At 53.8% G+C, this 23,928-nt stretch carries 21 protein-coding genes and 1 other annotated feature; all 21 genes read right to left on the reverse strand.

All coding sequences use genetic code 11. The annotated features are described in order from the left end of the window. Positions 1 to 93: 93 nt before the first annotated feature. The 21 genes from EVJ26_RS02200 to EVJ26_RS02300 all read right to left on the reverse strand — a co-directional run bounded on the left by EVJ26_RS02200 (position 94) and on the right by EVJ26_RS02300 (position 23,811). Positions 94 to 2,745 carry a valine--tRNA ligase gene (locus EVJ26_RS02200; RefSeq protein ID WP_131469655.1) on the reverse strand — a complete coding sequence of 884 codons (2,652 nt, stop codon included), beginning with the start codon at positions 2,743 to 2,745 and terminating at the stop codon, positions 94 to 96. Between the two features lie 55 nt (positions 2,746 to 2,800). Beyond that, positions 2,801 to 3,021, reverse strand: a binding site (T-box leader). A 47-nt stretch (positions 3,022 to 3,068) separates the two neighbouring features. Continuing rightward, complete coding sequence (gene hemL, locus EVJ26_RS02205) at positions 3,069 to 4,373, reverse strand: glutamate-1-semialdehyde 2,1-aminomutase (protein WP_131469656.1); 1,305 nt, start codon at positions 4,371 to 4,373, stop codon at positions 3,069 to 3,071. After that, positions 4,370 to 5,350: a porphobilinogen synthase gene (gene hemB, locus EVJ26_RS02210; protein ID WP_071399362.1), complete on the reverse strand. Its 981-nt coding sequence runs from the start codon at positions 5,348 to 5,350 to the stop codon at positions 4,370 to 4,372. Before hemB ends, hemL begins: the two co-directional genes overlap by 4 nt. Next, positions 5,347 to 6,012, reverse strand: a complete 666-nt coding sequence (locus tag EVJ26_RS02215; RefSeq protein WP_131469702.1) for a uroporphyrinogen-III synthase — start codon at positions 6,010 to 6,012, stop codon at positions 5,347 to 5,349. The genes hemB and EVJ26_RS02215 overlap by 4 nt, the downstream gene beginning before the upstream one ends. Continuing rightward, positions 6,005 to 6,922, reverse strand: coding sequence for a hydroxymethylbilane synthase (gene hemC / locus EVJ26_RS02220; RefSeq protein ID WP_131440976.1), 918 nt, complete (start codon positions 6,920 to 6,922; stop codon positions 6,005 to 6,007). The genes EVJ26_RS02215 and hemC overlap by 8 nt, the downstream gene beginning before the upstream one ends. Before the next feature lie 58 nt (positions 6,923 to 6,980). After that, positions 6,981 to 8,324 carry a glutamyl-tRNA reductase gene (gene hemA / locus EVJ26_RS02225; protein WP_131469252.1) on the reverse strand — a complete coding sequence of 448 codons (1,344 nt, stop codon included), beginning with the start codon at positions 8,322 to 8,324 and terminating at the stop codon, positions 6,981 to 6,983. Positions 8,325 to 8,507: 183 nt separating this feature from the next. After that, entirely contained in the window at positions 8,508 to 9,680 is a 1,173-nt protein-coding gene (locus EVJ26_RS02230) for an AI-2E family transporter (RefSeq protein WP_236635483.1), read from the reverse strand. 95 nt (positions 9,681 to 9,775) lie between these two features. Continuing rightward, a complete protein-coding gene (gene yihA, locus EVJ26_RS02235; RefSeq protein WP_071399358.1) occupies positions 9,776 to 10,372 on the reverse strand; it encodes a ribosome biogenesis GTP-binding protein YihA/YsxC in 597 nt (198 codons plus the stop codon). Further along, a complete protein-coding gene (gene lon / locus EVJ26_RS02240) occupies positions 10,369 to 12,672 on the reverse strand; it encodes an endopeptidase La (protein ID WP_131457400.1) in 2,304 nt (767 codons plus the stop codon). The genes yihA and lon overlap by 4 nt, the downstream gene beginning before the upstream one ends. A gap of 72 nt (positions 12,673 to 12,744) precedes the next feature. Next, the gene (clpX, locus tag EVJ26_RS02245; RefSeq protein WP_016508522.1) at positions 12,745 to 14,013 is read right to left on the reverse strand and encodes an ATP-dependent protease ATP-binding subunit ClpX; all 1,269 of its coding nucleotides are present in this window, start codon (positions 14,011 to 14,013) and stop codon (positions 12,745 to 12,747) included. A gap of 210 nt (positions 14,014 to 14,223) precedes the next feature. Beyond that, on the reverse strand, positions 14,224 to 15,516 hold the full coding sequence (tig, locus tag EVJ26_RS02250; RefSeq protein WP_070327725.1) for a trigger factor: 1,293 nt from the start codon (positions 15,514 to 15,516) through the stop codon (positions 14,224 to 14,226). Positions 15,517 to 15,614: 98 nt separating this feature from the next. Next, the gene (locus EVJ26_RS02255; protein ID WP_131469657.1) at positions 15,615 to 16,520 is read right to left on the reverse strand and encodes a hypothetical protein; all 906 of its coding nucleotides are present in this window, start codon (positions 16,518 to 16,520) and stop codon (positions 15,615 to 15,617) included. 545 nt (positions 16,521 to 17,065) lie between these two features. Continuing rightward, positions 17,066 to 17,578, reverse strand: coding sequence for a metallophosphoesterase family protein (locus EVJ26_RS02260; protein ID WP_131469658.1), 513 nt, complete (start codon positions 17,576 to 17,578; stop codon positions 17,066 to 17,068). 5 nt (positions 17,579 to 17,583) lie between these two features. Beyond that, positions 17,584 to 18,174, reverse strand: a complete 591-nt coding sequence (locus EVJ26_RS02265; RefSeq protein ID WP_131457408.1) for an XTP/dITP diphosphatase — start codon at positions 18,172 to 18,174, stop codon at positions 17,584 to 17,586. Continuing rightward, positions 18,171 to 18,920, reverse strand: a complete 750-nt coding sequence (rph, locus tag EVJ26_RS02270) for a ribonuclease PH (RefSeq protein WP_071399353.1) — start codon at positions 18,918 to 18,920, stop codon at positions 18,171 to 18,173. Before rph ends, EVJ26_RS02265 begins: the two co-directional genes overlap by 4 nt. Beyond that, positions 18,913 to 19,719: a glutamate racemase gene (gene racE / locus EVJ26_RS02275; protein ID WP_131469257.1), complete on the reverse strand. Its 807-nt coding sequence runs from the start codon at positions 19,717 to 19,719 to the stop codon at positions 18,913 to 18,915. The genes rph and racE overlap by 8 nt, the downstream gene beginning before the upstream one ends. 118 nt (positions 19,720 to 19,837) lie before the next feature. Next, a complete protein-coding gene (locus EVJ26_RS02280) occupies positions 19,838 to 20,101 on the reverse strand; it encodes a phosphocarrier protein HPr (RefSeq protein WP_021066838.1) in 264 nt (87 codons plus the stop codon). Between the two features lie 72 nt (positions 20,102 to 20,173). Then, positions 20,174 to 20,614, reverse strand: a complete 441-nt coding sequence (locus EVJ26_RS02285; protein ID WP_131469259.1) for an acyl-CoA thioesterase — start codon at positions 20,612 to 20,614, stop codon at positions 20,174 to 20,176. 9 nt (positions 20,615 to 20,623) lie between these two features. Further along, positions 20,624 to 21,412: a succinate dehydrogenase iron-sulfur subunit gene (sdhB, locus tag EVJ26_RS02290; protein WP_201738323.1), complete on the reverse strand. Its 789-nt coding sequence runs from the start codon at positions 21,410 to 21,412 to the stop codon at positions 20,624 to 20,626. An 8-nt stretch (positions 21,413 to 21,420) separates the two neighbouring features. Then, positions 21,421 to 23,178 (reverse strand): succinate dehydrogenase flavoprotein subunit, encoded by a 1,758-nt coding sequence (gene sdhA / locus EVJ26_RS02295; protein ID WP_131457418.1) that lies wholly within the window; start codon positions 23,176 to 23,178, stop codon positions 21,421 to 21,423. Between the two features lie 15 nt (positions 23,179 to 23,193). Continuing rightward, positions 23,194 to 23,811, reverse strand: a complete 618-nt coding sequence (locus EVJ26_RS02300; protein ID WP_070327733.1) for a succinate dehydrogenase cytochrome b558 subunit — start codon at positions 23,809 to 23,811, stop codon at positions 23,194 to 23,196. Positions 23,812 to 23,928 lie beyond the last annotated feature (117 nt).

The following is a 23,928-nucleotide window of genomic DNA, read 5'->3' on the forward strand; positions in this document are numbered from 1 at the left end:
CGTCGGTGGTTCTTCTCGTTTAGATGCCAAAATTCTCCCAAACCACAAAAAAACCTTCCTCGGAGAACAAATTCTCCAAAGAAGGTTGATGTCTTACTTACGCAACTCTTCAAGACGCGCACGCACGGCGTCACGCTTGTCGAGGTAGTCTTTTTCTTTCGCTTTCTCTTCGTCGATGACGTGAGCCGGTGCTTTGCCGGTGAAACCTGGGTTGCCGAGTTTCTTCTGCACGCGTTCGACTTCTTTCTCGTACTTCGCCACTTCTTTTTCAAGACGGGCGATCTCTTCTTCGAAGTTGATCAAGTCGGCGAGCGGGATGAATAGTTCCGCGCCCGTCATGATCGCTGACATCGATTTGTCAGGTGCCGTCAAGCCACGACCGATTTCGAGTTCTGTTGCGTTCGTGAACTTGCCGATCGTCGCTTCGTTTTCGCTCAAGTAGCTTTGCGTCGTATCGTCACTCGTCGCGATGAACAATTGAATCGGTTTCGACATCGGTGCGTTCACTTCCGAACGGATGTTACGGACCGAACGGATGACGTTCATGACCGCTTCGAACGCCGGTACTGACTCCGCATAGTGGAGGTCGTCACGACGCGTCGGATAGCTCGCACGGACGATCGAGTCGCCTTCGTGTGGCAAGTGCTGCCAAATTTCCTCTGTCAAGAACGGCATGAACGGGTGCATGAGACGCATGATCGAGTCGAGCGTATGCGCGAGCACCGAACGTGTCGTCGCTTTCGCCGCTTCGTCTTCACCGTAGAGCGTGAGTTTCGCCATCTCGATGTACCAGTTACAGAACTCTTCCCAGATGAAGTTGTACAAGTAACGACCGGCTTCACCGAACTCATACTTGTCGACGAGGCGTGTCACTTGGTCGACCGTGTCGTTCAAGCGCGTCAAGATCCACTTGTCGGCGAGCGTCTTCTCACCTGAGAGGTCGATGTCTTCAAACTTCATCCCGTCCATGTTCATGAGGGCGAAGCGGCTCGCGTTCCAAATCTTGTTCGCGAAGTTCCATGTCGATTCGATCTTCTCCCAGTAGAAGCGCAGGTCGTTCCCTGGTGTCGAGCCCGTGAGCAGGAACCAGCGGAGCGAGTCGGCACCGTACTGGTCGATGACTTCCATCGGGTCGACGCCGTTACCGAGCGATTTCGACATCTTGCGGCCTTCCGAGTCACGGATCAGACCGTGGATGAGCACGTCATTGAACGGCTGCTTGCCCGTGAATTCGAGCGATTGGAAGATCATCCGCGATACCCAGAAGAAGATGATGTCGTAACCCGTGACGAGCGCGCTCGTCGGGAAGTAGCGTTTGAAGTCTGCTGAATCCGTGTCCGGCCAGCCCATCGTCGAGAACGGCCAGAGCGCTGACGAGAACCACGTGTCGAGCACGTCTTCGTCTTGATGCCAGTTCTCAATGTCAGCCGGCGCTTCTTTGCCTACATACACTTCGCCTGTCTCGTTATGGTACCAAGCCGGGATGCGGTGGCCCCACCAAAGTTGACGGCTGATGCACCAGTCGCGGATGTTTTCCATCCAGCGGAGGTACGTGCCTTCGAACCGCTCTGGGACGAAGTTGACTTTCGTCTCGTCGTTGCCTTGCGCTGCGAGCGCCGCTTTGGCGAGTGGCTCCATATCGACGAACCATTGCTTCGACAAGTACGGCTCGATGACCGCGCCTGAACGTTCCGAGTGACCGACCGAGTGCGTATGCGGCTCGATTTTGACGAGCGTGCCATCTGCTTCTAAGTCTTTGACGAGCTGCTTGCGGCAGTCGAAGCGGTCGAGCCCTTCGTACTTGCCAGCATTCTCGTTCATCGTCCCCGACTCGTCCATGACGAGGATACGCGGAAGCTCGTGACGGTTACCGATCTCAAAGTCGTTAGGGTCGTGCGCCGGCGTGATCTTCACGCAACCGGTACCGAACTCGACGTCGACATAGTCGTCCGCGACGATCGGGATCTCACGGTTCATGACCGGGAGCATGATCGTCTTACCGACGAGGTGCGCGTAGCGCTCGTCTTTCGGGTTGACGGCGACGGCCGTATCGCCGAGCATCGTCTCTGGGCGCGTCGTCGCGATCTCGATGTGACCTGAGCCATCAGCGAGCGGATATTTCATATGGTAGAACGCGCCTTCGACTTCTTGGTAGATGACTTCGATGTCGGAGACGGCCGTCTTTTGTGCCGGGTCCCAGTTGACGATATATTCGCCGCGGTAGATCAAGCCTTTTTCATACAAGCGGACGAAGACTTCCTGGACCGCTTTAGAGAGTCCCGCGTCGAGTGTGAACCGTTCACGCGAGTAGTCGAGGCCGAGGCCGAGTTTTGACCACTGGGCACGGATCGTGTCGGCGTACTCGTCTTTCCATTCCCACGTCTTCTCGAGGAACTTCTCGCGTCCGAGGTCGTAACGCATGATGCCGTCCTCACGGAGCTTCTGTTCAACTTTTGCCTGTGTCGCGATACCCGCGTGGTCCATCCCTGGGAGCCAGAGAACGTCATAGCCTTGCATGCGCTTCAAGCGCGTGAGTAGATCTTGGAGCGTCGTATCCCACGCGTGTCCGAGGTGAAGTTTCCCTGTGACGTTCGGTGGCGGGATGACGATCGTGTACGGCTGTTTCGAGTCGTCCTCGTCCGCCTTGAACACGTTGTTCTCCATCCAATAGTCGTACCATTTCGCTTCCGTCGCACTCGGGTCGTACTTCGTCGGCATGCTGATTTCGTTTGTTTCGTTGGTCATTGTGCCAATCCTCCTCTATCTGTCTACACAAAAAACGGCTACTCTCGTCCTTAACGCTAAGGACGAAAGAAGCCGTATCTTCCGCGGTACCACCTTAGTTCGCCAACACGTGGCGCCCTCAAAATCGAATAACGGTCGATGGACCGGACCTTCCTACTTGATTCACAAGGTCAGCTCCGAGGCGACTTCCGCACACTTCCCTCGCGACCTTGCACCAAGCGGCCGCGTCTCTAGAAAGGAGTGTTGTTGCGTACTATTCCTCATCATAGCTTTTAAACGTATCTGTTAAACAATTGTAGCGATTGAAGACGTTTCAGTCAAGATTACAGTGAAAACTCTTGTTGTAGCTCTTTGAACGTCGCTTCGACCGCCGCGAGCGTCTGATCGATATCTTCGTCTGTATGCACAGTCGACAAGAACAAGCCTTCGAACTGTGACGGTGGCAAGAACACGCCACGCGCCGCCATCTTCTGATAGTACGAGCGGAACATGTCGAGGTTCGACGTTTTCGCCTTCTCGAAGTTCGTCACTTTCTCGTTCGTGAAGAAGAAGCCGAACATCGAGCCGGCCCGGTTCGTGTCGTGCGGGATGTTATATTTCTCGGCCGCTGCCGTGAAACCTGCCGCGAGACGGTCGGCTTTGCGCTCGAACTCCTCGTAGTGCTCAGGCTTGAGTTGCGACAGCGTCGTGTAGCCGGCGATCATCGCGAGCGGGTTGCCTGAAAGCGTCCCTGCTTGGTAGATCGGCCCTTGCGGTGCGATGTGTTCCATGATCTCCCGTTTGCCGCCGTATGCGCCGACCGGAAGGCCACCGCCGATGACTTTGCCGAGGCACGTAAGATCAGGCGTCACGCCAAAGTAACCTTGGGCGCAATTGTAGCCGACGCGGAAGCCGGTCATGACCTCGTCAAAGATGAGGAGCGCGCCGTTTTGTTCCGTGATTTCACGAAGTCCTTCGAGGAATCCTGGCTGCGGCGGGACGAAGCCCATGTTGCCGGCAGCCGGTTCGACGATGACGCCGGCGATGTCGTCGCCGTGCTTCTCGAACGCGATGCGAAGCGCGTCGAGGTCGTTGTATGGGACGGTGAGCGTATGGCTCGCCAAGTCTTTCGGGACGCCCGGTGAGTCCGGGAGACCGAGTGTCGCGACACCAGATCCGGCCTTGATGAGGAGCGAGTCCCCGTGGCCGTGGTAGCAGCCTTCAAACTTCAAGATCTTCGTCTTGCCCGTATAGCCGCGTGCGAGACGGAGAGCCGCCATCGTCGCTTCCGTACCGGAGTTGACCATGCGGACCATCTCGATCGATGGGACGCGGTCGATGACGAGCTCGGCCATCTTTGTCTCAAGCTCTGTCGGTGTCCCGAACGTCCAGCCTTTTTCAGCCTGATCTTGGATCGCTTTCATGACGACCGGGTCGCGGTGACCGAGAATGAGTGGTCCCCATGAGAGGACGTAGTCGATATACTCGTTGCCGTCGATGTCGTAGACGCGTGAACCTTCACCGCGTTCGGCGAAGATCGGCGTCATCCCGACCGATTTATAGGCACGGACCGGGCTGTTGACCCCGCCCGGCATGAGTGGGAGTGCTTGTTTGAACGCTGCTTCTGAGCGAGTTTGCTTGTATGTCATGCGAATTCTCCTTCCAAATAGCGACAGACGTCTTTTGCGAAATACGTGACGATCAAATCGGCACCGGCCCGTTTGAAACCGACCATCGTCTCCATGACGATACGTTGTTCATCGATCCAGTCGTTCATCGACGCCGCTTTAATCATCGCGTACTCCCCGCTCACGTTATACGCCACGATCGGCATATCGAGCGAGTCGCGCATGTCGCGGATGATGTCCATGAACGCGAGCGCCGGTTTGACGATCATGAAGTCGGCACCTTGCTCGACGTCTGACTGTGATTCCCGGAACGCCTCACGACGGTTGGCCGGGTCCATCTGATAGCCTTTGCGGTCGCCTTCACCAGGCGCCGACTGCGCCGCGTCACGGAACGGGCCGTAGTACGCCGATGCGTATTTGACGCCGTAGCTCATGATCGGGATGTGGCTGAAGCCGTTTTGGTCGAGCCCTTCGCGGATGGCGGCGACGAAGCCGTCCATCATCGAGCTCGGCGCGATGATGTCTGCGCCCGCTTGCGCTTGCGTGATTGCCGTCTGGACGTGAAGCGGCAGTGACGCGTCGTTATCGACGTCACCGTTCTTCACGATGCCACAGTGGCCCGTCGACGTATATTCACAGAGGCACGTGTCGGCGATGACCGTGAGCTGTGGTGCCCACTCTTTCACTTTGCGGATCGCTTCTTGGACGATGCCGTGATCGTGGTACGCTTCCGTGCCTTCCGGGTCTTTATGCTCAGGTACACCGAACAAGAGAACGGACTCGAGCCCGAGGTCAACGAGCTCACGGATCTCATCTTCGAGACGATCGAGCGAGAAGTTGAAGACGCCAGGCATCGAGCTGACTTCGCGTTTAATATTTGTCCCTTCGACGACGAAGAGCGGATAAATCAAATCTTCTTTCCGAACATGGTTTTCACGTACGAGTGCACGCATCGACTTCGACGAGCGCAGACGACGGTGACGGTCGAATTGGTTCATGAAAAATCTCCCCCTACACACTGTATTAATGCATCCATAGTATAACACTCAGGCACTCGGACCGGTAACGTCGAAACTTCTCGGACGGCCCGCTCGGTCACTTCACCGATGGCGTACCATGTCCCGTGGAACCGTTCGAGGTAAGGCGTGAGCGCGTGGACGGCGGACGGACTGAGCACGAGTAGCGCCTCGACATGTTCGAGCGCGGCCGCTTGATCGGCCGTGAGTGCTTTCTCGACCGTCTCATAGACGACCCAGTCGTACACATGCGGCAATTGTCGCATATGCTCGATGTTCGCCAAATCCCCACGGGCGAACAAGACGACGTCATCCTCACCGACGACGTTCGCCAACTCGCGGAACAACGCCTCGCCCGTATACGTCTCCGGCATGAGCGAAACGGTGAATCCTTCTGCCTCGAGCGCGTCCCGCGTCTTCTCGCCGACGGCAGCGACTTGAACGTCCCGAGGAACGTCTTGAAGCGCTGGGACAGCGGTTTGACTCGTGACGACGAGCCAGTCGAACGAATCAGTTGGCGTTGGTTTCCCGGTCAGCCGTGTCTCGATCATCGGGACGTGATGAACGGAAAGACCGCTCGCGTCGAGCAAGGCCCGTTGCGAAGCGGTCAGTCGTTTTGTCCCTGTGTACCAGACGTCACACATTGACCGAGGCGAGGATCTCGCGTCCGCCACGTCCGAGCAAGTCGTCAGCGACGTCTTGACCGAGCGCGACTTCGTCCGTTGACGTTTTCGTCACACGGAGCACGTCTTTGCCGTCGACCGAGGCGATCAAGCCGGTGAGCGTGACCGTGTCCCCGTCGACCGTCGCGTAACCGCCAACCGGTACGTGGCAGCTGCCTTCGATCGCCTTCAAGAACGTCCGCTCCGCTGTGGCAGCTTTCGCCGTCACGTCATCGTGAAGGAGCTGTAAAATCTGCGTCACTTCGGCGTCGTCTTTCCGGCTCTCGATCGCGAGTACACCTTGTCCGACGGCCGGTACCATCATGTCGGCGTCGAGCGCTTCGAACTTGACGCGGTCGGTCCAACCCATACGTTCAAGTCCCGCTTTCGCGAGCAAGATGGCGTTGAAGTTCTCGGTATCGAGTTTTTTCAAGCGCGTATCGATGTTGCCACGAATCCATTGGATCTCGAAGTCCGGACGGGCCGCGAGCATCTGTGCACCGCGACGGAGCGAGCTCGTCCCGATGACCGCGCCTTGCGGCAACGTCTCGAGCGTATAGCCGTTCTCGCAAATCAAGACGTCACGCGCGTCGACACGTTTTGGCATACAGCTGATAAAGAGGTCTTCCGGCAGTTCGGCCGGCACGTCTTTCATGCTGTGGACGGCGAAATCGATGTCACCGGCGAGCATCTGCTGTTGGATTTCTTTGACGAACAAGCCTTTCCCACCGACTTTCGACAGTTGGACGTCGACGATTTGGTCACCTTTCGTCACGATTTCTTTGATCTCGAACTCGTTCTGGGCCCCGGCTTGCTTCAATTGTTCGATGACCCATTTCGTCTGTGTCATCGCGAGTTGCGAGCGGCGTGAGCCGACGATAATTTTACGCATAATGTTTAGTCCCCTTCATAGAAAAAGGCGACGAGATCCGCCGCCTTTTTGGTTTGTATTAGCGCATCAATGCGCGAAGTGGTGCTTTAGCCGCCATCGCTTCTAGCTCTTCCGGTTCTGTATCCGCAGCCGGAACGTCGACGTCTAGGGCGAACGCTTCGACGAACTGGGCGATGCGCGTGTTCGCGTCCGGTTGAGCGGCCGCGTCTTTAATGTAGTCGATCGGTTCACGAAGCATCTGGTTGATGATCGACTTCATGTGCTTGCCGATGACTTTCTTGTCCCGGTCCGACAGATGGTCGAGCTTGCGCTCAAGACTTTCCATCGTCTCTTCTTGGACGGTGAGCGCACGTGAGCGCAACTCGTTCATGATCGGCACGACACCGAGCGTGACGAGCCATGCTTGGAACTCTTGGATCGCCTCATCAATCTTCACTTCAATCTTTTCTGCCTCGACGAGACGGGCTGCCAAGTTTTTATTGACGATCCCGTTCAAGTCATCGACATCAAACAAATGGACGCCCGGAAGCGACCGGACCGCTGGATCGATATCTCGCGGCACGGCAATGTCAATGAGAAGAAGTGGTCGTTCCCGACGTAGCAATTGCGCTGCGGCAACGTCATCATACGCGATAACGGCTTCTTTGGCGCCGGTCGAGCTGATCAAAATATCGGCATCGAGCAGTCCACAGGCAATCTCGCGGATCGAGTGGGCCCGGCCTTTGAACTTGGCAGCGACCGCTTTCGCTTTACTTTCAGTCCGGTTGAAGACGGCAATTTGTTTGGCGCCGGCTTCGAACAAGTTGAGCGTTGTCAGCTCACCCGTCTCACCTGCACCGACGACGACGACTTGTTTGTCATCGAGGCGCGTGTACATCTCTTGCGCGAGCGCGACCGCAGCCGAGCTGACCGATACCGACATTTCCCCAATTTGCGTGTCAGTATGGGCCCGTTTGGCGAGCGTCACGGCTTCTTTGAACAATTTATTAAACACCGTCCCCGTCGTCCCGTTCTCTTGGGCGCGGAAGAAGCTTGACTTGACTTGTCCTAAAATCTGCGTTTCCCCGATGATCATCGAGTCGAGCCCCGACGTGACACGGAACAAGTGACGAATCGCTTCCTCGCCTTCACGGATCGACAAATATGGTGTGAACTGATCCATCTCTAAATCAAACCAGTTCGCTAAAAAACGTTTTGTATAATAACGACCCGTATGGAGCTGGTCTGTGACGACGTATAGCTCGGTACGGTTACAGGTCGACAAAATAACCGATTCAAAAATGCTTTTCTCTTCGCGGAGCGCAATCATCGCGTCCACGATTTCTTGCTCCCCAAACGAGAACTGCTCCCGAATCGCGACAGGGGCTGTCTTGTTATTTAGTCCAACGACGACAATATGCATGTACCTCTTCCCCTCATCTAAAATCACAGTGGCGGTTGTCTTTTTTTTACGTCTCTATCGTACATTATAACAATTTTTATTTAGGAACTATAATCTTCTGTTCGATTTTCGTGAAATAATTTAAGAACTTTTTGTGACGAAAAAAAGTAGAAACGGTCAAATTGGCCATTTCTACTTGTTTCGTCATTTTAGTGACGATGAATCTGTGATAATCGTACTTTCCGGCTTGTCTTCTTCTTCCGACTCGAGGTAATGTTGTCGCTCCTTCAATTTATAGATGCGGACGATGTTTTTGACGACGACTTTCGCCACCGCATAAGTCGGAACCGCGATCAACATCCCGATGATCCCAGCCAGGTTACCGGCCACGAGTAAGACGATGATGATCGTGAGCGGATGCACTTTGAGCGTCTTCCCTTGAATGAGCGGGGAGATGACGTTCGCCTCGATCTGTTGGACGATGATGATGACGAGGATGACCCAGAGCACTTTGATCGGATCTTGGATGAAGGCGACGACGACGGCCGGTGCCGCCCCGAGGAACGGTCCGACGTACGGGATGATGTTCGTCACCATCATGAAGAGTGCGAGCAAGATGGCGTAGTCGACACCGACGATCCAAAGACCGATGAGCGACGTGATCCCAACGAAGAACGCGACGATCAGTTGGGCGTGCACGTAGTTTTTAACGGTCGTATGCATGTCATTCAAAATTTTACGTGTCTCTTTCTCATAGCTCGATGGGAGCAGCTTGACGATCGAGTCCGGCAAATGCTTTCCGTCAAGCAGCATATAGAGCAACATGAATGGAATGACGACGATCGTGATGACAGCTGATGTAATGAATCCGATGACTTGGCCGAATGAAGAAGCGATATTGCCAAAAATATCACCGAGGTATGTGGTGACATTGTTGGTCAAATCGGTGAACATGTCATCGTTCTCCGCCATGAAGCGCGACAGGAACTCGTTTTGCATGAGCGAGTCACGCACTGAGAACGCTTGTTGCTGCAACTCTTTGGCGATGCTCGGCATCGCGTTGACGAGATCGGTCACTTGTTCGACGAGCACGGGCCCGAGAATACTGAAAACGAGCGTGATGATCAGGATAAGCGATGTTAGCGTGATTGCGACTGATATGCCACGTTTCCCGGACCGTCGTTCTAAATAATCGACGACTCCAACGAGAAAATAAAAGAAAAGTCCTGAAATAATAAGCGGTACCGTGACGAGCGCCAATATGACTTGGATCGGTTCGAACACGAATGAGATCTCTGTCCCGACCAAGATCACTAAGAAAATCGTCAACGTCCAAAATAAGAAGCGATACCATTTGCTTTCAAACATTTTCTGCATCTTTCCACCTCGTTCATTAATGTATTGCTATACAGTATGACAATTATACGATACTTGCCCGTTCACGTAACCCTAAAAACAAAAAGACGAGGGGGTTATCCCTCGTCGTCCGTCAACAAATCGTAGATGGCTTTCCACGCTTCGTCTTTTCCTTCCGCCGTTTCGGCCGAGAAAGAGACGAATCGGTCAGTCGATTCGAATTGAAGCTTCCGTTTCACAGCCGCCTCATGTTTTTGGCGCTGCGCTTTCTTGATTTTATCGAGTTTCGTCGCGACGACGATAACCGGAATCTCATAATGTTTCAAGAAATTGTACATCGTCACGTCATCACCCGACGGCTCGTGTCGGATATCGACCAAGAGGACGACACCTTTGAGTGCGCTTTGCGACGTCAAGTATTGCTCCATCATGACGCCCCACTTCTCACGCTCGGTCTTCGAAACTTTGGCATACCCGTAGCCCGGGACGTCGACGAACATGATCTCGTCATTGATGTTGAAGAAGTTCAGCGTCTGCGTCTTCCCCGGTTTTGATGATGTCCGGGCGAGTGCTTTGCGCTGACAGATCTTGTTGATGAATGACGATTTTCCGACGTTCGAACGGCCGGCGAGTGCGACTTCTGGCAACTCGTGGACCGGATAGTGGTCCGGTGCCACGGCACTCGTAATAAATTCTGCTTTATTGATTTTCATTGTTTTCCTCCAAATGCTACTTCTAATACTTGATCGAGCATCGTGACCGGGACGAACGTCAGTTTTTCACGGACGGTGTCTTGAATGTCATCGATGTCACGTTCATTGTCTTTCGGGATGATGATGGTCGTGAGTCCGGCCCGATGTGCGGCGAGCGCTTTTTCTTTCAAGCCGCCGATCGGCAGGACACGGCCGCGGAGCGTGATCTCTCCGGTCATCCCGATATCACGCCGAACTTTCTTCCCGGTCAAGGCCGAGATGAGCGCCGTCGCGATCGTGATCCCGGCGGATGGCCCGTCTTTCGGGACGGCACCTTCCGGGACGTGGATGTGCACGTCTTGCCGCTCGTAGAACGTCGGGTCGATCCCGAACCGTTCCGCGTTCGAGCGGACGTAACTGTACGCCGTCTGCGCCGACTCCTGCATGACGTCGCCGAGTTTCCCCGTCAACTGCAGCTTGCCTTTGCCCGGTGCGAGCGCGACTTCGATCGTGAGCGTATCGCCGCCGAACGCCGTGTAAGCGAGGCCTGTGACCGCTCCGATCGAGTCTTCCGTCTCGCCTTTGCCGTAACGATACTTCGGTTTCCCGAGGTAGTCGCTTAAGCCTTTAAGTGACACGGTGACACGTTTCTTCTCGCCGATCGCAATCTGTTTCGCCGCTTTCCGGCAAAGTGATCCGATGACGCGCTCAAGGTTGCGGACGCCCGCCTCGCGTGTATAGCGGCGGACGACTTCATAGAGCGCGTCTTCTTTAATCGTGAGTTGGCTCTTTTTCAAGCCGTGTTCTTTATATTGTTTCGGAATCAAGTGGCGTTTCGCGATCTCAACTTTTTCGAGCTCCGTGTAGCCGCCGATTTGAATGAGTTCCATCCGGTCGAGGAGCGGGGCCGGAATTTGCGAGACGTCGTTCGCCGTCGCGATGAACAGCACGTTCGACAAGTCGAACGGCTCCTCGATGTAATGGTCCGAGAACGAGACGTTCTGTTCCGGGTCGAGCACTTCGAGCATGGCCGAAGCCGGGTCACCCCGGAAGTCCGACGCCATCTTGTCGATCTCATCGAGCAAGAACACCGGGTTCTTACTTTCAGCTTGCTTCAAGCCACGGATGATCCGGCCTGGCATCGCGCCGATATACGTCCGGCGGTGACCGCGAATCTCGGCCTCGTCACGCACCCCGCCGAGCGAGACGCGGACGAAGTTACGTTCGAGCGCCGAAGCGATCGAGCGGGCAAGCGACGTCTTCCCGACCCCGGGAGGTCCGGAGAGACAAAGGATCGGTCCACGCAGCGAGTTCGTCAATTGACGGACCGCCAAGTATTCGAGGATTCGCTCTTTGACCGACTCGAGCCCGTAATGGTCGTCGTCGAGGACGCCGGCCGCATGTTTGACGTCCAATTTGTCTTCGGTTTCAATTCCCCACGGCAGCGAGACGATCCAATCGAGGTAGTTGCGAATGACGGCGTACTCGGGTGACGTCGCCGGGACGACATTCAACCGCTCCGCTTCCCGCATGACGTTCTTCCGTGTCGTTTCCGGCAAGTCGAGCGCCTCGAGCTTCTCGAGGAGACGGTTCGGTTCCGACTCTTGCGACTGGTCCCCGAGTTCTTGTTGAATCGTCTTCATCTGTTCACGTAAGTAGTACTCTTTTTGCGCTTGTTCAATCGTCTTCTTCGTCCGTTCACGCAGTTCTTGTTCGAGCTCGATGATCTCGACTTCGTGCGTCATGATCTCGAGCAGTTCGAGCCCGCGTTTGACCGCGTCTGGTTCTTCAAGCATCGCTTGGCGAATGTCGACATCGACATCGAGTTTCGATGAGATGTAGTCAGTGAGCGATTCGAGCCGCTCATACATCTCAAACCGACGACGCTCGTCCGGTGACAAGCCTTTGATTGTCCCGACGAGTTTGCCGAACTGTTCTTTCAAGAGCCGCACGAGTGCCGTCCGCTCGACTTCTTCCCCTTCAACGAGTTCGAGCGAGTCGACGTCAGCAAACCAGCCGTCTTTCGTCGCTTCGACGGCGTTGATTTTGACGCGTTCTTTCCCGACGAGGCGGACCCGTACCGTATCGTTCGACAGTTCGCTCATCTTGGCGATGTGGACCCGCGTCCCGATCGCGTAAAGGTCTTCCGGTTCAGGTGATTCTTTGCCTGTCTCTTTTTGTGTGACGACAATCAAGTCTGTCTCGTGTTCCTTTGCGGCAAGGAGTGCTCGTAATGAGAGCGGTCGCCCGACGTCGATCGTCACTCCGATCAGCGGATAAACGACAACTCCACGCAAAGGAAGAATTGGTAATTGTTCCATTACAACGCCTCCTGTGCAAAAAGGCCCAAAACTCGGTTGTGCCGAGTGTTTGAGCCTTTTTCGTTAAGAACTTTAAGCTGTTTCTTGGTTGTCCCCTGTCTGTTCGACAGTACCATCACGAAGAACATATTTCGGACCGGCAAGACCCGTAATCGTTTCGTCTGTAATGATGACTTTCTCGATATCGTCACGCGATGGGACGGTGAACATCACATCGAGCATCATTTCTTCGATAATCGAGCGGAGACCACGTGCACCTGTCTTACGTTTGATCGCAAGTTTGGCAATTTCAATCAACGACTCGTCTGTGAACGTGAGTTCGACATCGTCGAGTTCGAGCATCTTCACGTACTGACGGACGAGCGCGTTTTTCGGCTTCGTCAAGATTTCGACGAGCGCTGACTCGTCGAGTGTCATGAGCGTCGCCATGACCGGTAGACGTCCGATAAATTCAGGGATCAAGCCGAATTTTTGAAGGTCTTCCGGCAATGCGCGGGCGAGCAAGTCTTCTTGCGTCATCTCGCGATTTTCTTGTTCGTTCCCGAAACCGATGACTTTCTTCCCGATGCGGCGTTTGACGACCGCTTCGATGCCGGCGAATGCGCCGCCGACGATGAAGAGAATGTTCGTCGTATCGATTTGGATGAACTCTTGATGCGGATGCTTCCGTCCACCTTGTGGCGGTACGCTCGCAGTCGTTCCTTCAAGAATCTTGAGCAAGGCTTGTTGGACCCCTTCACCAGACACGTCACGCGTGATCGATGGGTTTTCCGACTTGCGGGCAATCTTATCGATTTCATCGATATAGATAATCCCTTTTTCAGCCTTCTCGACATCGTAGTCAGCCGATTGGATCAGCTTGAGCAAGATGTTCTCGACGTCTTCCCCGACGTAACCGGCTTCCGTCAAGCTCGTCGCATCCGCGATTGCGAACGGGACGTTCAAGACGCGAGCCATCGTCTGAGCGAGAAGCGTTTTACCGCTACCAGTTGGTCCGATCATGACGATGTTCGACTTCGAAAGTTCGACATCATCAGAACGGCCACCGGCGTTGATGCGTTTATAGTGGTTATAGACAGCTACCGAAAGCGCACGTTTCGCCCGGTCTTGGCCGATGACATACTCGTCAAGGACGTTACGGATCTCTTGTGGTTTTGGAATGTCTTTGAATTCGACTTCTTCTTCGACACCGAGCTCTTCCTCAACGATTTCATTGCAAAGTTCAATACATTCGTCACAAATGTATACGCCAGGACCGGCGACTAGTTTACGGACTTGTTCTTGCGATTTCCCGCAAAACGAGCATTTAAGTTGTCCCTTTTCCTCGTTAAATTTGAACATTCGGTACACCCCTTCTGAATGAAAATGGATGTAAGTGCGATAAATCGCCTATTTGTATTTTCAGGTGCAAAGCACTCACGAAAAAACATTTACATCTCTGCGTTGCAATAATTGTAGCATGAACATATAGCGACATCAAAGATTAACACATACAAAGTGTCATTACAGAAAAAAGGACGACTGCGTGGCAGTCGCCCTCCTCTCATCTAATTACTTCGCTTTACCAGTTTCAACGAGGATGTCGATCGCCTTACGGAATTTGAGGTCACCTTTAAGTGTCTCGATTCCGCCTTGCGGTGCGAGCATCGTACGGAGTTGGTCCGGTGCGATGTTGTAGAGTTTAGACATTTCTTCGAGTTCTTTCTCAGCATCTTCATCAGTTACTTCGATCGCTTCTTTTTCAGCGATTGCTTTCAAGACGAGACGAGCTTTAACGCGCTCTTCAGCTTGCTCTTTCATCTCTTCACGCATAGCTTCTTCTGTTGTGCCAGTGAGTTCGAAGTACATGTTGAGGTCGATGCCTTGTGAAGATACACGAGTACCGAACTCTTGAACCATGCGGTCTACTTCTTGGTCGATGAGGATTGCAGGTACGTCGATTGTCGCGTTAGCAGTTGCTTGCTCAACGAGTTGGTCGCGCATCGTGCCATCAGCTTCTTGTTGCTTCGCAGCTTCTAAGCGCTCACGAATTTTCGCTTTCAACTCGTCGAGTGATGCTACTGACTCGTCGATGTCTTTTGCGAACTCGTCGTCGAGCTCAGGAACTTGCTTCGCTTTTACTTCGTGAAGTTTGACTTTGAACGTCGCTGGTTTACCCGCCAAGTTGTCAGCGTGGTACTCTTCAGGGAATGTTACTTCGATGTCTTTTTCTTCACCAGCAGTCATGCCTACCATTTGCTCTTCGAATCCAGGAATGAATTGACCTGAACCGATTTCAAGTGTGTAGTTTTCAGCCGTGCCACCTTCGAATTGCTCGCCTTCAGCGAAACCTGCGAAATCAAAGACAGCTGTATCGCCGTTTTCGACTGCGCCTTCTTTAACAGCAAGTTCTGCGCCTTGCTCTTTGAGGGCGTCAAGTTCTGCTGCGACTTCTTCGTCTGTGACGTTCGTTTCTACAGCATCGTACTCGAGACCTTTGTAGTCGCCGAGCTCAGCTTCTGGTTCAACCACGAATGTTACTTTGAAAGTAACCGGCTGACCTTTTTCGAGTGTGCCATCAACGTCGATGTTTTCGAGAGCCATTGGTTCGAAACCAGCTTCTTCGACTGCAGATTGGATTGTGTCACGGTAGAGGATATCAAGCGCATCTTGGAAGAGTGCTTCTTCTCCGTACATTTTGTTGAACATTGGACGTGGCAATTTCCCTTTACGGAAGCCAGGTACGTTCAAGTTTTTGACGACATCTTTAAATGCTGCGTCGACTGCTTTATTGAATGCTTCTGCAGGTGCTTCGTACGTGAGTACGCCTTGGCTACCTGATGTTTTTTCCCATTTTGCTGTCATGCTAAGTCCCTCCAACAAATTCGTTTATTCTTCTATACCGTACAAAAATGTACAACAATCAGTATTATAGCATAAATCCGGTGACTGCACACAAGGATTTAGTCTAGAAACGCTTGCGTGAAACGGATATCCGCCTCTAAAATTTCAGCCGCGAGCCCGTCTGTTCCTTCATCGTTCAGGATCGCTGCTTTCGCTCTCACGACGGCTGTTTCGATTTCAGATGCCTCACCCGGTGTGAACGGATAGTGCGTATACATGTAGTTCATGAGCAGTTGCGTCGCGATTTCGTCGCCTTTGACGGCCTTCTGCAAATCATGGACCGCATGCTCCCATTCGTCCATCTTCACCTGTGCCTCTGCCTGCGTCAGCCGATGATGCGTTTCGAGGTCGACCCATTCGATGACGGACAGTTCTTCGAACGCTTTTTCGAGCACGATCAGCTTCATCAATTTCGGGCGATCTTCAAGGAGCAGTCCCTTCAATACGTTGTCGAGTACGTCATCGATATTGAAATGGACGTGCTCGAGCAGTTCAATCTGTTCCCCGACACTGCCACGATGAACCGTCCGTTTCAGTTTGGCGATGGCCGCCGGAAACTCGGTCATCTTAAGTACTTGGAGCACTTGGTAAGCTTGGGTGTTCACTTGATCGGCCTTGTCTTGCCACTCTAAATATTGATGGATCCAGTGTGCCGCCTCGAAAGGTTGGTCACGCATGATGTAGTACTGGGCAATTTGAAGCCCGCCGGCTGCCGGTTCTTCTGCCTCATGAATCTGCGTCGTGACGAGTTCTTCGAGTTTTTCAAGCGTTTCCGGCTCTTCCGGACGCTCCATCAAACATTGAAAAATTTCCATGAAAATAAACTGATCGCCTTTGACGGCCGCGTACCAATCCCATAGGATCGGCTCGACCCGTTGCCGCTCCCCGGCCGCGTCCGCTTCTTGAATCATCTTCTGCAGCCGCGACCAGTTCCCTGGAAACGGGTACTCCCGCTCTTTTTCCATCTTCACACACCCTTTCTTCCATCCATCTCCATCTTCCTTAGGAATTGCTGCGTTGTCAATCAATACCCCGGAAAACGAAAAAAGAGACAACCTCCGTGGAGGCTATCTCTATTTTAAATGGAAGTGTCCCAAGAGGGATTCGAACCCCCGACCGACGCCTTAGCTTACCACCATGGCTTTCGCCACCAACGCATGTTGTTTGTAGTCTGGACTATATCTTCACCATTTCAGGTGCGACACGTGTAGTCTCTACGGAACCTCACGAACAAATTGTTCCTTCAATGGTTCTACCTCTAAAGGCTGACCCTTTAGTCCTTTGAACCACCTTGACCTCGAAAGGATACAAGTTTCCTCGGTATTACCATCAGCATGATCTGTTAAGGCTTCACCGATATAGTGTCGTCCACTCTATAGGTTTCTGTTTCCCTATAAAGGCTCCTATTTGTCTTGAAGGGCGTTGCTCTATCCAGCTGAGCTATTGGGACATTGACAAGAAAACTATAATAGAAAAATGCTTTGCTGTCAATTGGTTCTTTCTGTTTTGTTCAAAGTTGTCCGGACAAGTCCAAATCTTCGACGGGCGTCCCGTCCTCAGACCGGTAAAACCGGACCGCTGCCTGACCGGCGTCAAGGTCGATCAACGCGTACGTCTTGTCCGAGCGTCCGCGCGGCATCCGGATCGAGCCAGGGTTCACGTAGAGCACACCGTCTTCGATGACGGCCCCGGCCACGTGCGAGTGGCCGTACAAGACGACGTTCGCCCCGATTTCCTCGGCCCGATAACGCAACCGGTTCAAATCGAACTTCACGTCATGGTGATGGCCGTGGACGATTAAAACCGTACCTTCAGGTGTCTCTTCGACCCGTTCGAGCGGCAAGTCGCCCCCGAAGTCACAGTTCCCGCGGACGGTCCGATACGGCAACAAGTGCTCGTCGACGAGCGCGAGCTGGGAGTCGCCGCAATGAAACGCGTCCTCAATCTCAGTTTCATGCCGAGTAAAGATAGTCGATAGTTCGTCTGTCAATCCGTGACTGTCACTGACTACGAGAAAACGCATACACCTCAACCTTTCATAAATGGAATGATTTCTGCCTCTAGTTTTCTTAACGCCTGTCCGCGGTGACTGACCGCCGCCTTTTCGTCACGCTCGAGCTCTGCTGCCGTCTTATGGAGCGACGGGACGATAAAGAGCGGGTCGTAACCGAATCCATTTTCCCCGTGGGGCGCATAGCCGATCGTGCCTTCGATTGCCCCGCGCACCGTCAACGTCTCGCCTGTCGGTTTGGCGAGGCAGAGTGCGCAGACGAAGCGGGCCGAGCGGTCGTTCGCCCCGTTCAACTTCTCGAGCAGGAGCGCGTTGTTCGCCGCGTCCGACTTCTCAGGACCGGCGAAGCGGGCCGAATAGACGCCTGGGGCACCGTCGAGCGCATCGACTTCAAGCCCCGAGTCGTCGGCGAGGACGGCGTGCCCAAAGTAACGGGCCGCCTCGGTCGCTTTCAGTTCGGCGTTCGCTTCGAACGTCGTGCCCGTCTCATCCGTTTCCGGTGCATCCGGATAGTCCAAGAGCGACTCGACTTCAAAGCCGAGCGGCGTGAGCATCCCTTCGATTTCAACCACTTTCCCTTTGTTGCGTGTCGCGACAATCAGTTTCATATCGTTTCCTCCATTTGTTCCCCGACATACCACCATGAGGCACCGAGTGCGTCTTCTGCTGCTTTGAACAGCGTCTCGATCCCGCCTTGGGCCATCTGTAGCATCTCATTCATTTCTTGCAGCGTGAACGTCGCTTCTTCACCCGTGCCTTGCACTTCGACGAAGCGTCCGCTCGCCGTCATGACGACGTTCATGTCAACTTCGGCCGCCGCATCTTCTTCATAGTTCAAGTCGAGCAACAGCTCGTTCGTCCGACCGACCGAGATGGCGGCGACGCCTTCTTTGATCGGCGTGTCGCCGAGTTTGCCTTGACGGATGAGCGCGTCGATCGCGAGCACGAGCGCACAAAAACCGCCTGTGATCGACGCTGTCCGTGTGCCACCATCTGCTTGGATGACGTCACAATCGATCCAGATCGTCCGTTCACCGAGCCGTTCCAAGTCGACGACCGAACGGAGCGAGCGCGAAATCAACCGTTGAATCTCCATCGTCCGTCCTGTCTGCTTACCGCGAACGGATTCCCGGACGGTCCGGTTACCCGTCGCCCGTGGCAGCATCGCGTACTCGGCGTTGATCCAGCCCTGTTTCTTCCCGCGCAGGAAGTTTGGGACGCGTTCTTCGACCGTCGCCGTACAGATCACTTTCGTGTCCCCGATCGAGATCAAGACCGAGCCTTCGGCATGTTTGTTCACGTGCGGAATGATCTCAACGGTCCGCAGTTCATCATGTTGTCTTTCGTTACGCATCGACACCAGACACCTCTACTTTCTCCGCTTTCACGGGTTGGCCAAGCCACTCTGTCGCCAATCGGTTGAAGATGGCGACATCCCCGGTCGCATAAAACTGATGCGTCGGGACGGTATCCAAATCGTTCTCAAGTTCTTTAAAATCAAGGATCGCCGCCACTTCGAGCGCCGTCTCATCACCTGACGAAATCAAATGGACATCGGGTCCGACGACGTCTTGGATGACCGGCGCAAGCAACGGATAATGGGTGCACCCGAGGATGAGCGTGTCCATCTCCGAAGCTTGGAGCGGCAGGATCGTCTCGGCGACGATCGACCGGACGCGTTCGCCGCTCAGTTCGCCCGCTTCGACGAGCGGGACGAACGGCGGGCAAGCGAGCGAATAGACATCAATCTCGCCCGCGACGTGACGGAGCGCCGTCTCGTACGAATTGCTTTCGACCGTCATCTTCGTGCCGATAACACCGATATGTTTGTTGCGCGTGCCTTTGACGGCAGCCCGGGCGCCCGGGTCGATGACACCGATGACCGGGATGTTGAGGCGTTTGCGCGCTTCTTTCAAGACGACGGCCGTCGCCGTGTTGCAGGCGATGACGATCATCTTGACGTCTTTCTCTAATAGGAATTCAATCAATTCCCACGTATATGCTTCAATCTCATCGTGCGGGCGCGGCCCATACGGACAGCGCTCCGTGTCGCCGATATAGATGATTTCTTCTTTCGGCAGCTGGCGGATCAGTTCTTTGACCACGGTCAAACCGCCAACACCTGAATCGAGTACTCCAATCGCTCGTTTCATGAATATCACTTCCATTCCCATCTATCTTACCAAAAAAGCCGTATCCAAAAAAGAAACGGTGTCATGACAAACAAAAAAAGACGAGGTAGCCGATTGGCCGCCTCGTCCGTTGCCCGAATTACTGAGCAAGACCTTCGCTAGTGAGCATGTCAGAAAGCGTGTTAACCGCTTCTTCTGCATCGTCTCCTGCTGCAGTGATCTTGATTGTTGAATCTTTAGCGATTCCGAGTGAAAGTACACCCATGATCGACTTCAAGTTAACTGTCTTACCGTTGTACTCAAGGTTGATATCTGATTGGAACTTAGAAGCTGTGTTGACCAACTGAGTAGCTGGACGAGCGTGGATTCCTGAATCAGCAACGACTGTGAATGTTTTTTCCATGACGTGATAGTCTCCCTTCAAATCTGAATTCTGCAGGCGAACCGGCAGAAATTTTTGTTTGTGAACTCATTATCAAATGATAGCGGATTCGCAAAAATTCTGCAAGCGATTTTTATATTCTGGAGTCCATTCGGCCGGGCGACCGGCTTTTGACAAATGCACGAGGCTCGTACGGCCCGCGAACATGAGTTGATCTCCATCATATGCGCCGTAATGAATATCACATGAAGTGTTTCCGACCGTCAAGACATTGGCATACACTTTCAACAGTTGCCGCGGCATCACTTGTCGGACGTAATCGCACTGGGCGTCCGCCACGACGACGAAGCCGTCTTTCAAGGAAAATCCTGTCGCTTCGAGCAGCTCAATCCGCGCATCCTCAAAATAGATGAACGGGATCGTGTTATTCATATGGCCGTACGGGTCGCACTCCGAAAAGCGGACTTTGACGTCGAGCTCGATTCCTGACCTGACACGCGTTTCCCAACCGGGTTCCCGAAAATACTTTGGCATCGACAAACGTTACGCCTCGACCGCAGAACCGGTGCGACCTTTGTCGCTGCCGAAGAACTGTTTGAACGAGTGAAGCGTCGTCTGACGGTTCATCGCGGCGATTGACGTCGTGAGCGGAATGCCTTTCGGACAAACTTCGACACAGTTTTGTGCGTTTCCGCACTGCATGATGCCCCCGTCTTCCATGAGCGCTTCGAGACGTTCTTCCGCGTGGAAAGCGCCGGTCGGATGCGAGTTGAAGAGACGGACTTGTGAGATCGCGGCCGGGCCGATGAAGCTCGACTTGTCGTTGACGTTCGGGCAAGCCTCGAGGCAGACACCGCACGTCATACATTTCGATAGTTCATACGCCCATTGACGTTTGTTCTCTGGCATCCGCGGCCCTGGACCGAGGTCGTACGTGCCATCGATTGGTACCCATGCCTTCACTTTTTTCAAAGCGTCGAACATGCGCTGACGGTCGACTTGAAGATCACGGATGACCGGGAACGTCTTCATCGGAGCAAGGCGGATCGGCTGCTCGAGTTTATCGACGAGCGCCGTACACGACTGGCGCGGCTTGCCGTTGATGATCATCGAACAAGCGCCGCACACTTCCTCGAGACAGTTCATATCCCAGTTGATCGGTGTCGTCTTGTTGCCTTCGGCGTTGACCGGGTTGCGGCGGATCTCCATGAGCGCCGAGATGACGTTCATGTTCGGACGATATGGGACCGAGAACTCTTCCGAGTAGGTCGCTTGATCCGGACCGTCCTGGCGTTCGATGATAAAACGAATATCTTTATGCTCAGACTGCATCGGCGTCGTCATTTCGTCTTCGCCCCTTTCTTCGAGTAATCCCGTTTACGTGGCGGGATTAACGAAACGTCGATCTCTTCAAACGAGATATCGACTTCCCCTTCGTTGTAACGTGCCATCGTCGTCTTCATGAACAACTCGTCATTCCGTTCCGGGAAGTCCGGTTTGTAATGAGCGCCACGGCTCTCGTCGCGTTTAAGGGCGCCGAGCGTGATGACGCGCGCGAGGTCGAGCATGTGGTCGAGTTGACGGATGAACGAGGCACCTTGGTTGCTCCAGCGCGCCGTATCGGTCGCTGAGATGTTGTTGAAGCGTTCGCGTAGCTCGCGTAGCTTCAAGTCTGTCGCTTCGAGCTTATCGTTGTAACGAACGACCGTGACGTTGTCAGTCATGAGTTCGCCGAGTTCCCGGTGAATCTGGTAGGCGTTCTCCGTACCTTCCATCGCGAGGATGTCATTGAACCGCTCGATTTCTTCACGTTCGTTGAAGTTGAAGAGCGCTTCTGGCACGCTCTCGGTCGCTTGGTCAAGACCGCGCATATAGTTGACCGCCGCAGGACCGGCCTCCATCCCGCCGTACACAGCAGACAAGAGTGAGTTCGCGCCGAGACGGTTCGCCCCGTGCATCGAATAGTCACACTCGCCGGCTGCGAACAGCCCTGGGATGTTCGTCATTTGATCGTAGTCGACCCATAGTCCGCCCATCGAATAGTGAACGGCCGGGAAGATCTTCATCGGTACTTTACGCGGATCGTCGCCGACGAACTTCTCATAAATTTCAAGAATACCGCCGAGCTTGATGTCGAGTTCTTTCGAATCTTTATGCGACAAATCGAGATAGACCATGTTCTCGCCGTTGACGCCGAGCTTTTGGTTGACGCAGACTTCGAAAATCTCACGTGTCGCGATATCACGCGGTACGAGGTTGCCGTAGTCCGGATACTTCTCTTCAAGGAAGTACCAAGGTTTTCCGTCTTTGTATGTCCAAACACGTCCACCTTCTCCACGCGCCGACTCACTCATGAGCCGAAGCTTGTCGTCCCCTGGGATCGCCGTCGGGTGGATTTGGATGAACTCCCCGTTGGCGTAGACGGCACCTTGGCGGTAAACCGCACCGGCCGCTTGCCCTGTGTTGATGACCGAGTTCGTCGATTTGCCGAAGATGACACCTGGGCCGCCTGTCGCGAGGATGACCGCATCCGATGGAAACGCTTTAATTTCCATCGAGCGTAAATCCTGACAGACCGCACCGCGGCAGATACCCGTTTCGTCGACGATGGCACGGAGAAACTCCCAGCCCTCATATTTCTCGACGAGACCTTGCGCCTCGAAGCGACGGACTTGTTCGTCTAGCGCGTACAAGAGCTGTTGCCCTGTCGTCGCGCCGGCGTAAGCCGTCCGATGATAGAGCGTGCCCCCGAAGCGGCGGAAGTCGAGCAGACCTTCCGGCGTCCGGTTGAACATGACGCCCATCCGGTCGAACATGTGGATGATCTTCGGTGCCGCTTCCGCCATCTTTTGGACTGGCAGTTGGTTGGCAAGGAAGTCCCCGCCATAGACCGTGTCATCGAAGTGTTGCCAAGTAGAATCCCCTTCCCCTTTCGTGTTGACGGCTCCGTTGATACCACCTTGAGCACAAACTGAATGTGAACGCTTGACCGGTACAAGCGAGAATAGTTTAACCGGAACACCCATCTCTGCCGACTTGATTGTCGCCATGAGTCCAGCCAGACCGCCACCGATGACGATCAAACTTTGATTTGCCATATACATTTCCCCCTATTACAAGATGCCCGCGAACGTCAAGATTGAACGGATGCCGACAAAAGATAGTGCCAAGAACACAGCTCCAGAGACGTAGCTCATGAAGTGTTGTGAACGCGGCGACTGTGTGATTCCCCACGTGATGGCAAACGACCAGAGACCGTTCGCGAAGTGGAACGTAGCCGAGAGGATCCCGACTATGTAGAAGATGAGCATGAGCGGGTTGTCGACGATGTTTTGCATCATCTCCGCATTGACCTCGACGCCACGCAACTTCGCCAAGCGCGTTTCCCAAACGTGCCACGCGATGAAGATGACGAGGAATACGCCCGTGAAGCGTTGGATCATGTACATCCAGTTCCGCGCGTACGAGTATCGGTTCGTGTTGACCGAACCGAGGAAGGCGTAATACACGCCGTACACACCATGGAAAATCATCGGCAAAGCAATGATTGTCACTTCAAGGAAGTACAAGTACGGTAAGCTCTCCATAAATTTTGCTGCCTTGTTGAACGACTCCACCCCATCGACGATATAGTAGTTGACCGACAAATGGACGATCAAAAACAGACCGATTGGAATGACCCCAAGTAGCGAATGGACTTTACGACTGAAATAGTCACGACGCGCTGCCATTCTAGTTCCCCCTTTTCACGAGCCCTTGGCTCGTTTTGTAAATAAAAGCGTTTTCAAATGTAAATATAGCTTTATGTCTCCTATTCTACTCTTGTGAAATTTGTATGACAAGATAAC

The organism is Exiguobacterium sp. SH3S1, from assembly GCF_004337105.1.
Classification (GTDB): domain Bacteria; phylum Bacillota; class Bacilli; order Exiguobacteriales; family Exiguobacteriaceae; genus Exiguobacterium; species Exiguobacterium aurantiacum_A.

Bases quoted from the DNA above. Each gene is read 5' to 3' on its own strand.
- EVJ26_RS02200 (WP_131469655.1), bottom strand. From the start codon at position 2,745: ATGACCAACGAAACAAACGAAATCAGCATGCCGACGAAGTACGACCCG.
- hemL (WP_131469656.1), bottom strand. From the start codon at position 4,373: ATGACATACAAGCAAACTCGCTCAGAAGCAGCGTTCAAACAAGCACTC.
- hemB (WP_071399362.1), bottom strand. From the start codon at position 5,350: ATGAACCAATTCGACCGTCACCGTCGTCTGCGCTCGTCGAAGTCGATG.
- EVJ26_RS02215 (WP_131469702.1), bottom strand. From the start codon at position 6,012: ATGTGTGACGTCTGGTACACAGGGACAAAACGACTGACCGCTTCGCAA.
- hemC (WP_131440976.1), bottom strand. From the start codon at position 6,922: ATGCGTAAAATTATCGTCGGCTCACGCCGCTCGCAACTCGCGATGACA.
- hemA (WP_131469252.1), bottom strand. From the start codon at position 8,324: ATGCATATTGTCGTCGTTGGACTAAATAACAAGACAGCCCCTGTCGCG.
- EVJ26_RS02230 (WP_236635483.1), bottom strand. From the start codon at position 9,680: ATGCAGAAAATGTTTGAAAGCAAATGGTATCGCTTCTTATTTTGGACG.
- yihA (WP_071399358.1), bottom strand. From the start codon at position 10,372: ATGAAAATCAATAAAGCAGAATTTATTACGAGTGCCGTGGCACCGGAC.
- lon (WP_131457400.1), bottom strand. From the start codon at position 12,672: ATGGAACAATTACCAATTCTTCCTTTGCGTGGAGTTGTCGTTTATCCG.
- clpX (WP_016508522.1), bottom strand. From the start codon at position 14,013: ATGTTCAAATTTAACGAGGAAAAGGGACAACTTAAATGCTCGTTTTGC.
- tig (WP_070327725.1), bottom strand. From the start codon at position 15,516: ATGACAGCAAAATGGGAAAAAACATCAGGTAGCCAAGGCGTACTCACG.
- EVJ26_RS02255 (WP_131469657.1), bottom strand. From the start codon at position 16,520: ATGGAAAAAGAGCGGGAGTACCCGTTTCCAGGGAACTGGTCGCGGCTG.
- EVJ26_RS02260 (WP_131469658.1), bottom strand. From the start codon at position 17,578: ATGCGTTTTCTCGTAGTCAGTGACAGTCACGGATTGACAGACGAACTA.
- EVJ26_RS02265 (WP_131457408.1), bottom strand. From the start codon at position 18,174: ATGAAACTGATTGTCGCGACACGCAACAAAGGGAAAGTGGTTGAAATC.
- rph (WP_071399353.1), bottom strand. From the start codon at position 18,920: ATGCGTAACGAAAGACAACATGATGAACTGCGGACCGTTGAGATCATT.
- racE (WP_131469257.1), bottom strand. From the start codon at position 19,719: ATGAAACGAGCGATTGGAGTACTCGATTCAGGTGTTGGCGGTTTGACC.
- EVJ26_RS02280 (WP_021066838.1), bottom strand. From the start codon at position 20,101: ATGGAAAAAACATTCACAGTCGTTGCTGATTCAGGAATCCACGCTCGT.
- EVJ26_RS02285 (WP_131469259.1), bottom strand. From the start codon at position 20,614: ATGCCAAAGTATTTTCGGGAACCCGGTTGGGAAACGCGTGTCAGGTCA.
- sdhB (WP_201738323.1), bottom strand. From the start codon at position 21,412: ATGCAGTCTGAGCATAAAGATATTCGTTTTATCATCGAACGCCAGGAC.
- sdhA (WP_131457418.1), bottom strand. From the start codon at position 23,178: ATGGCAAATCAAAGTTTGATCGTCATCGGTGGCGGTCTGGCTGGACTC.
- EVJ26_RS02300 (WP_070327733.1), bottom strand. From the start codon at position 23,811: ATGGCAGCGCGTCGTGACTATTTCAGTCGTAAAGTCCATTCGCTACTT.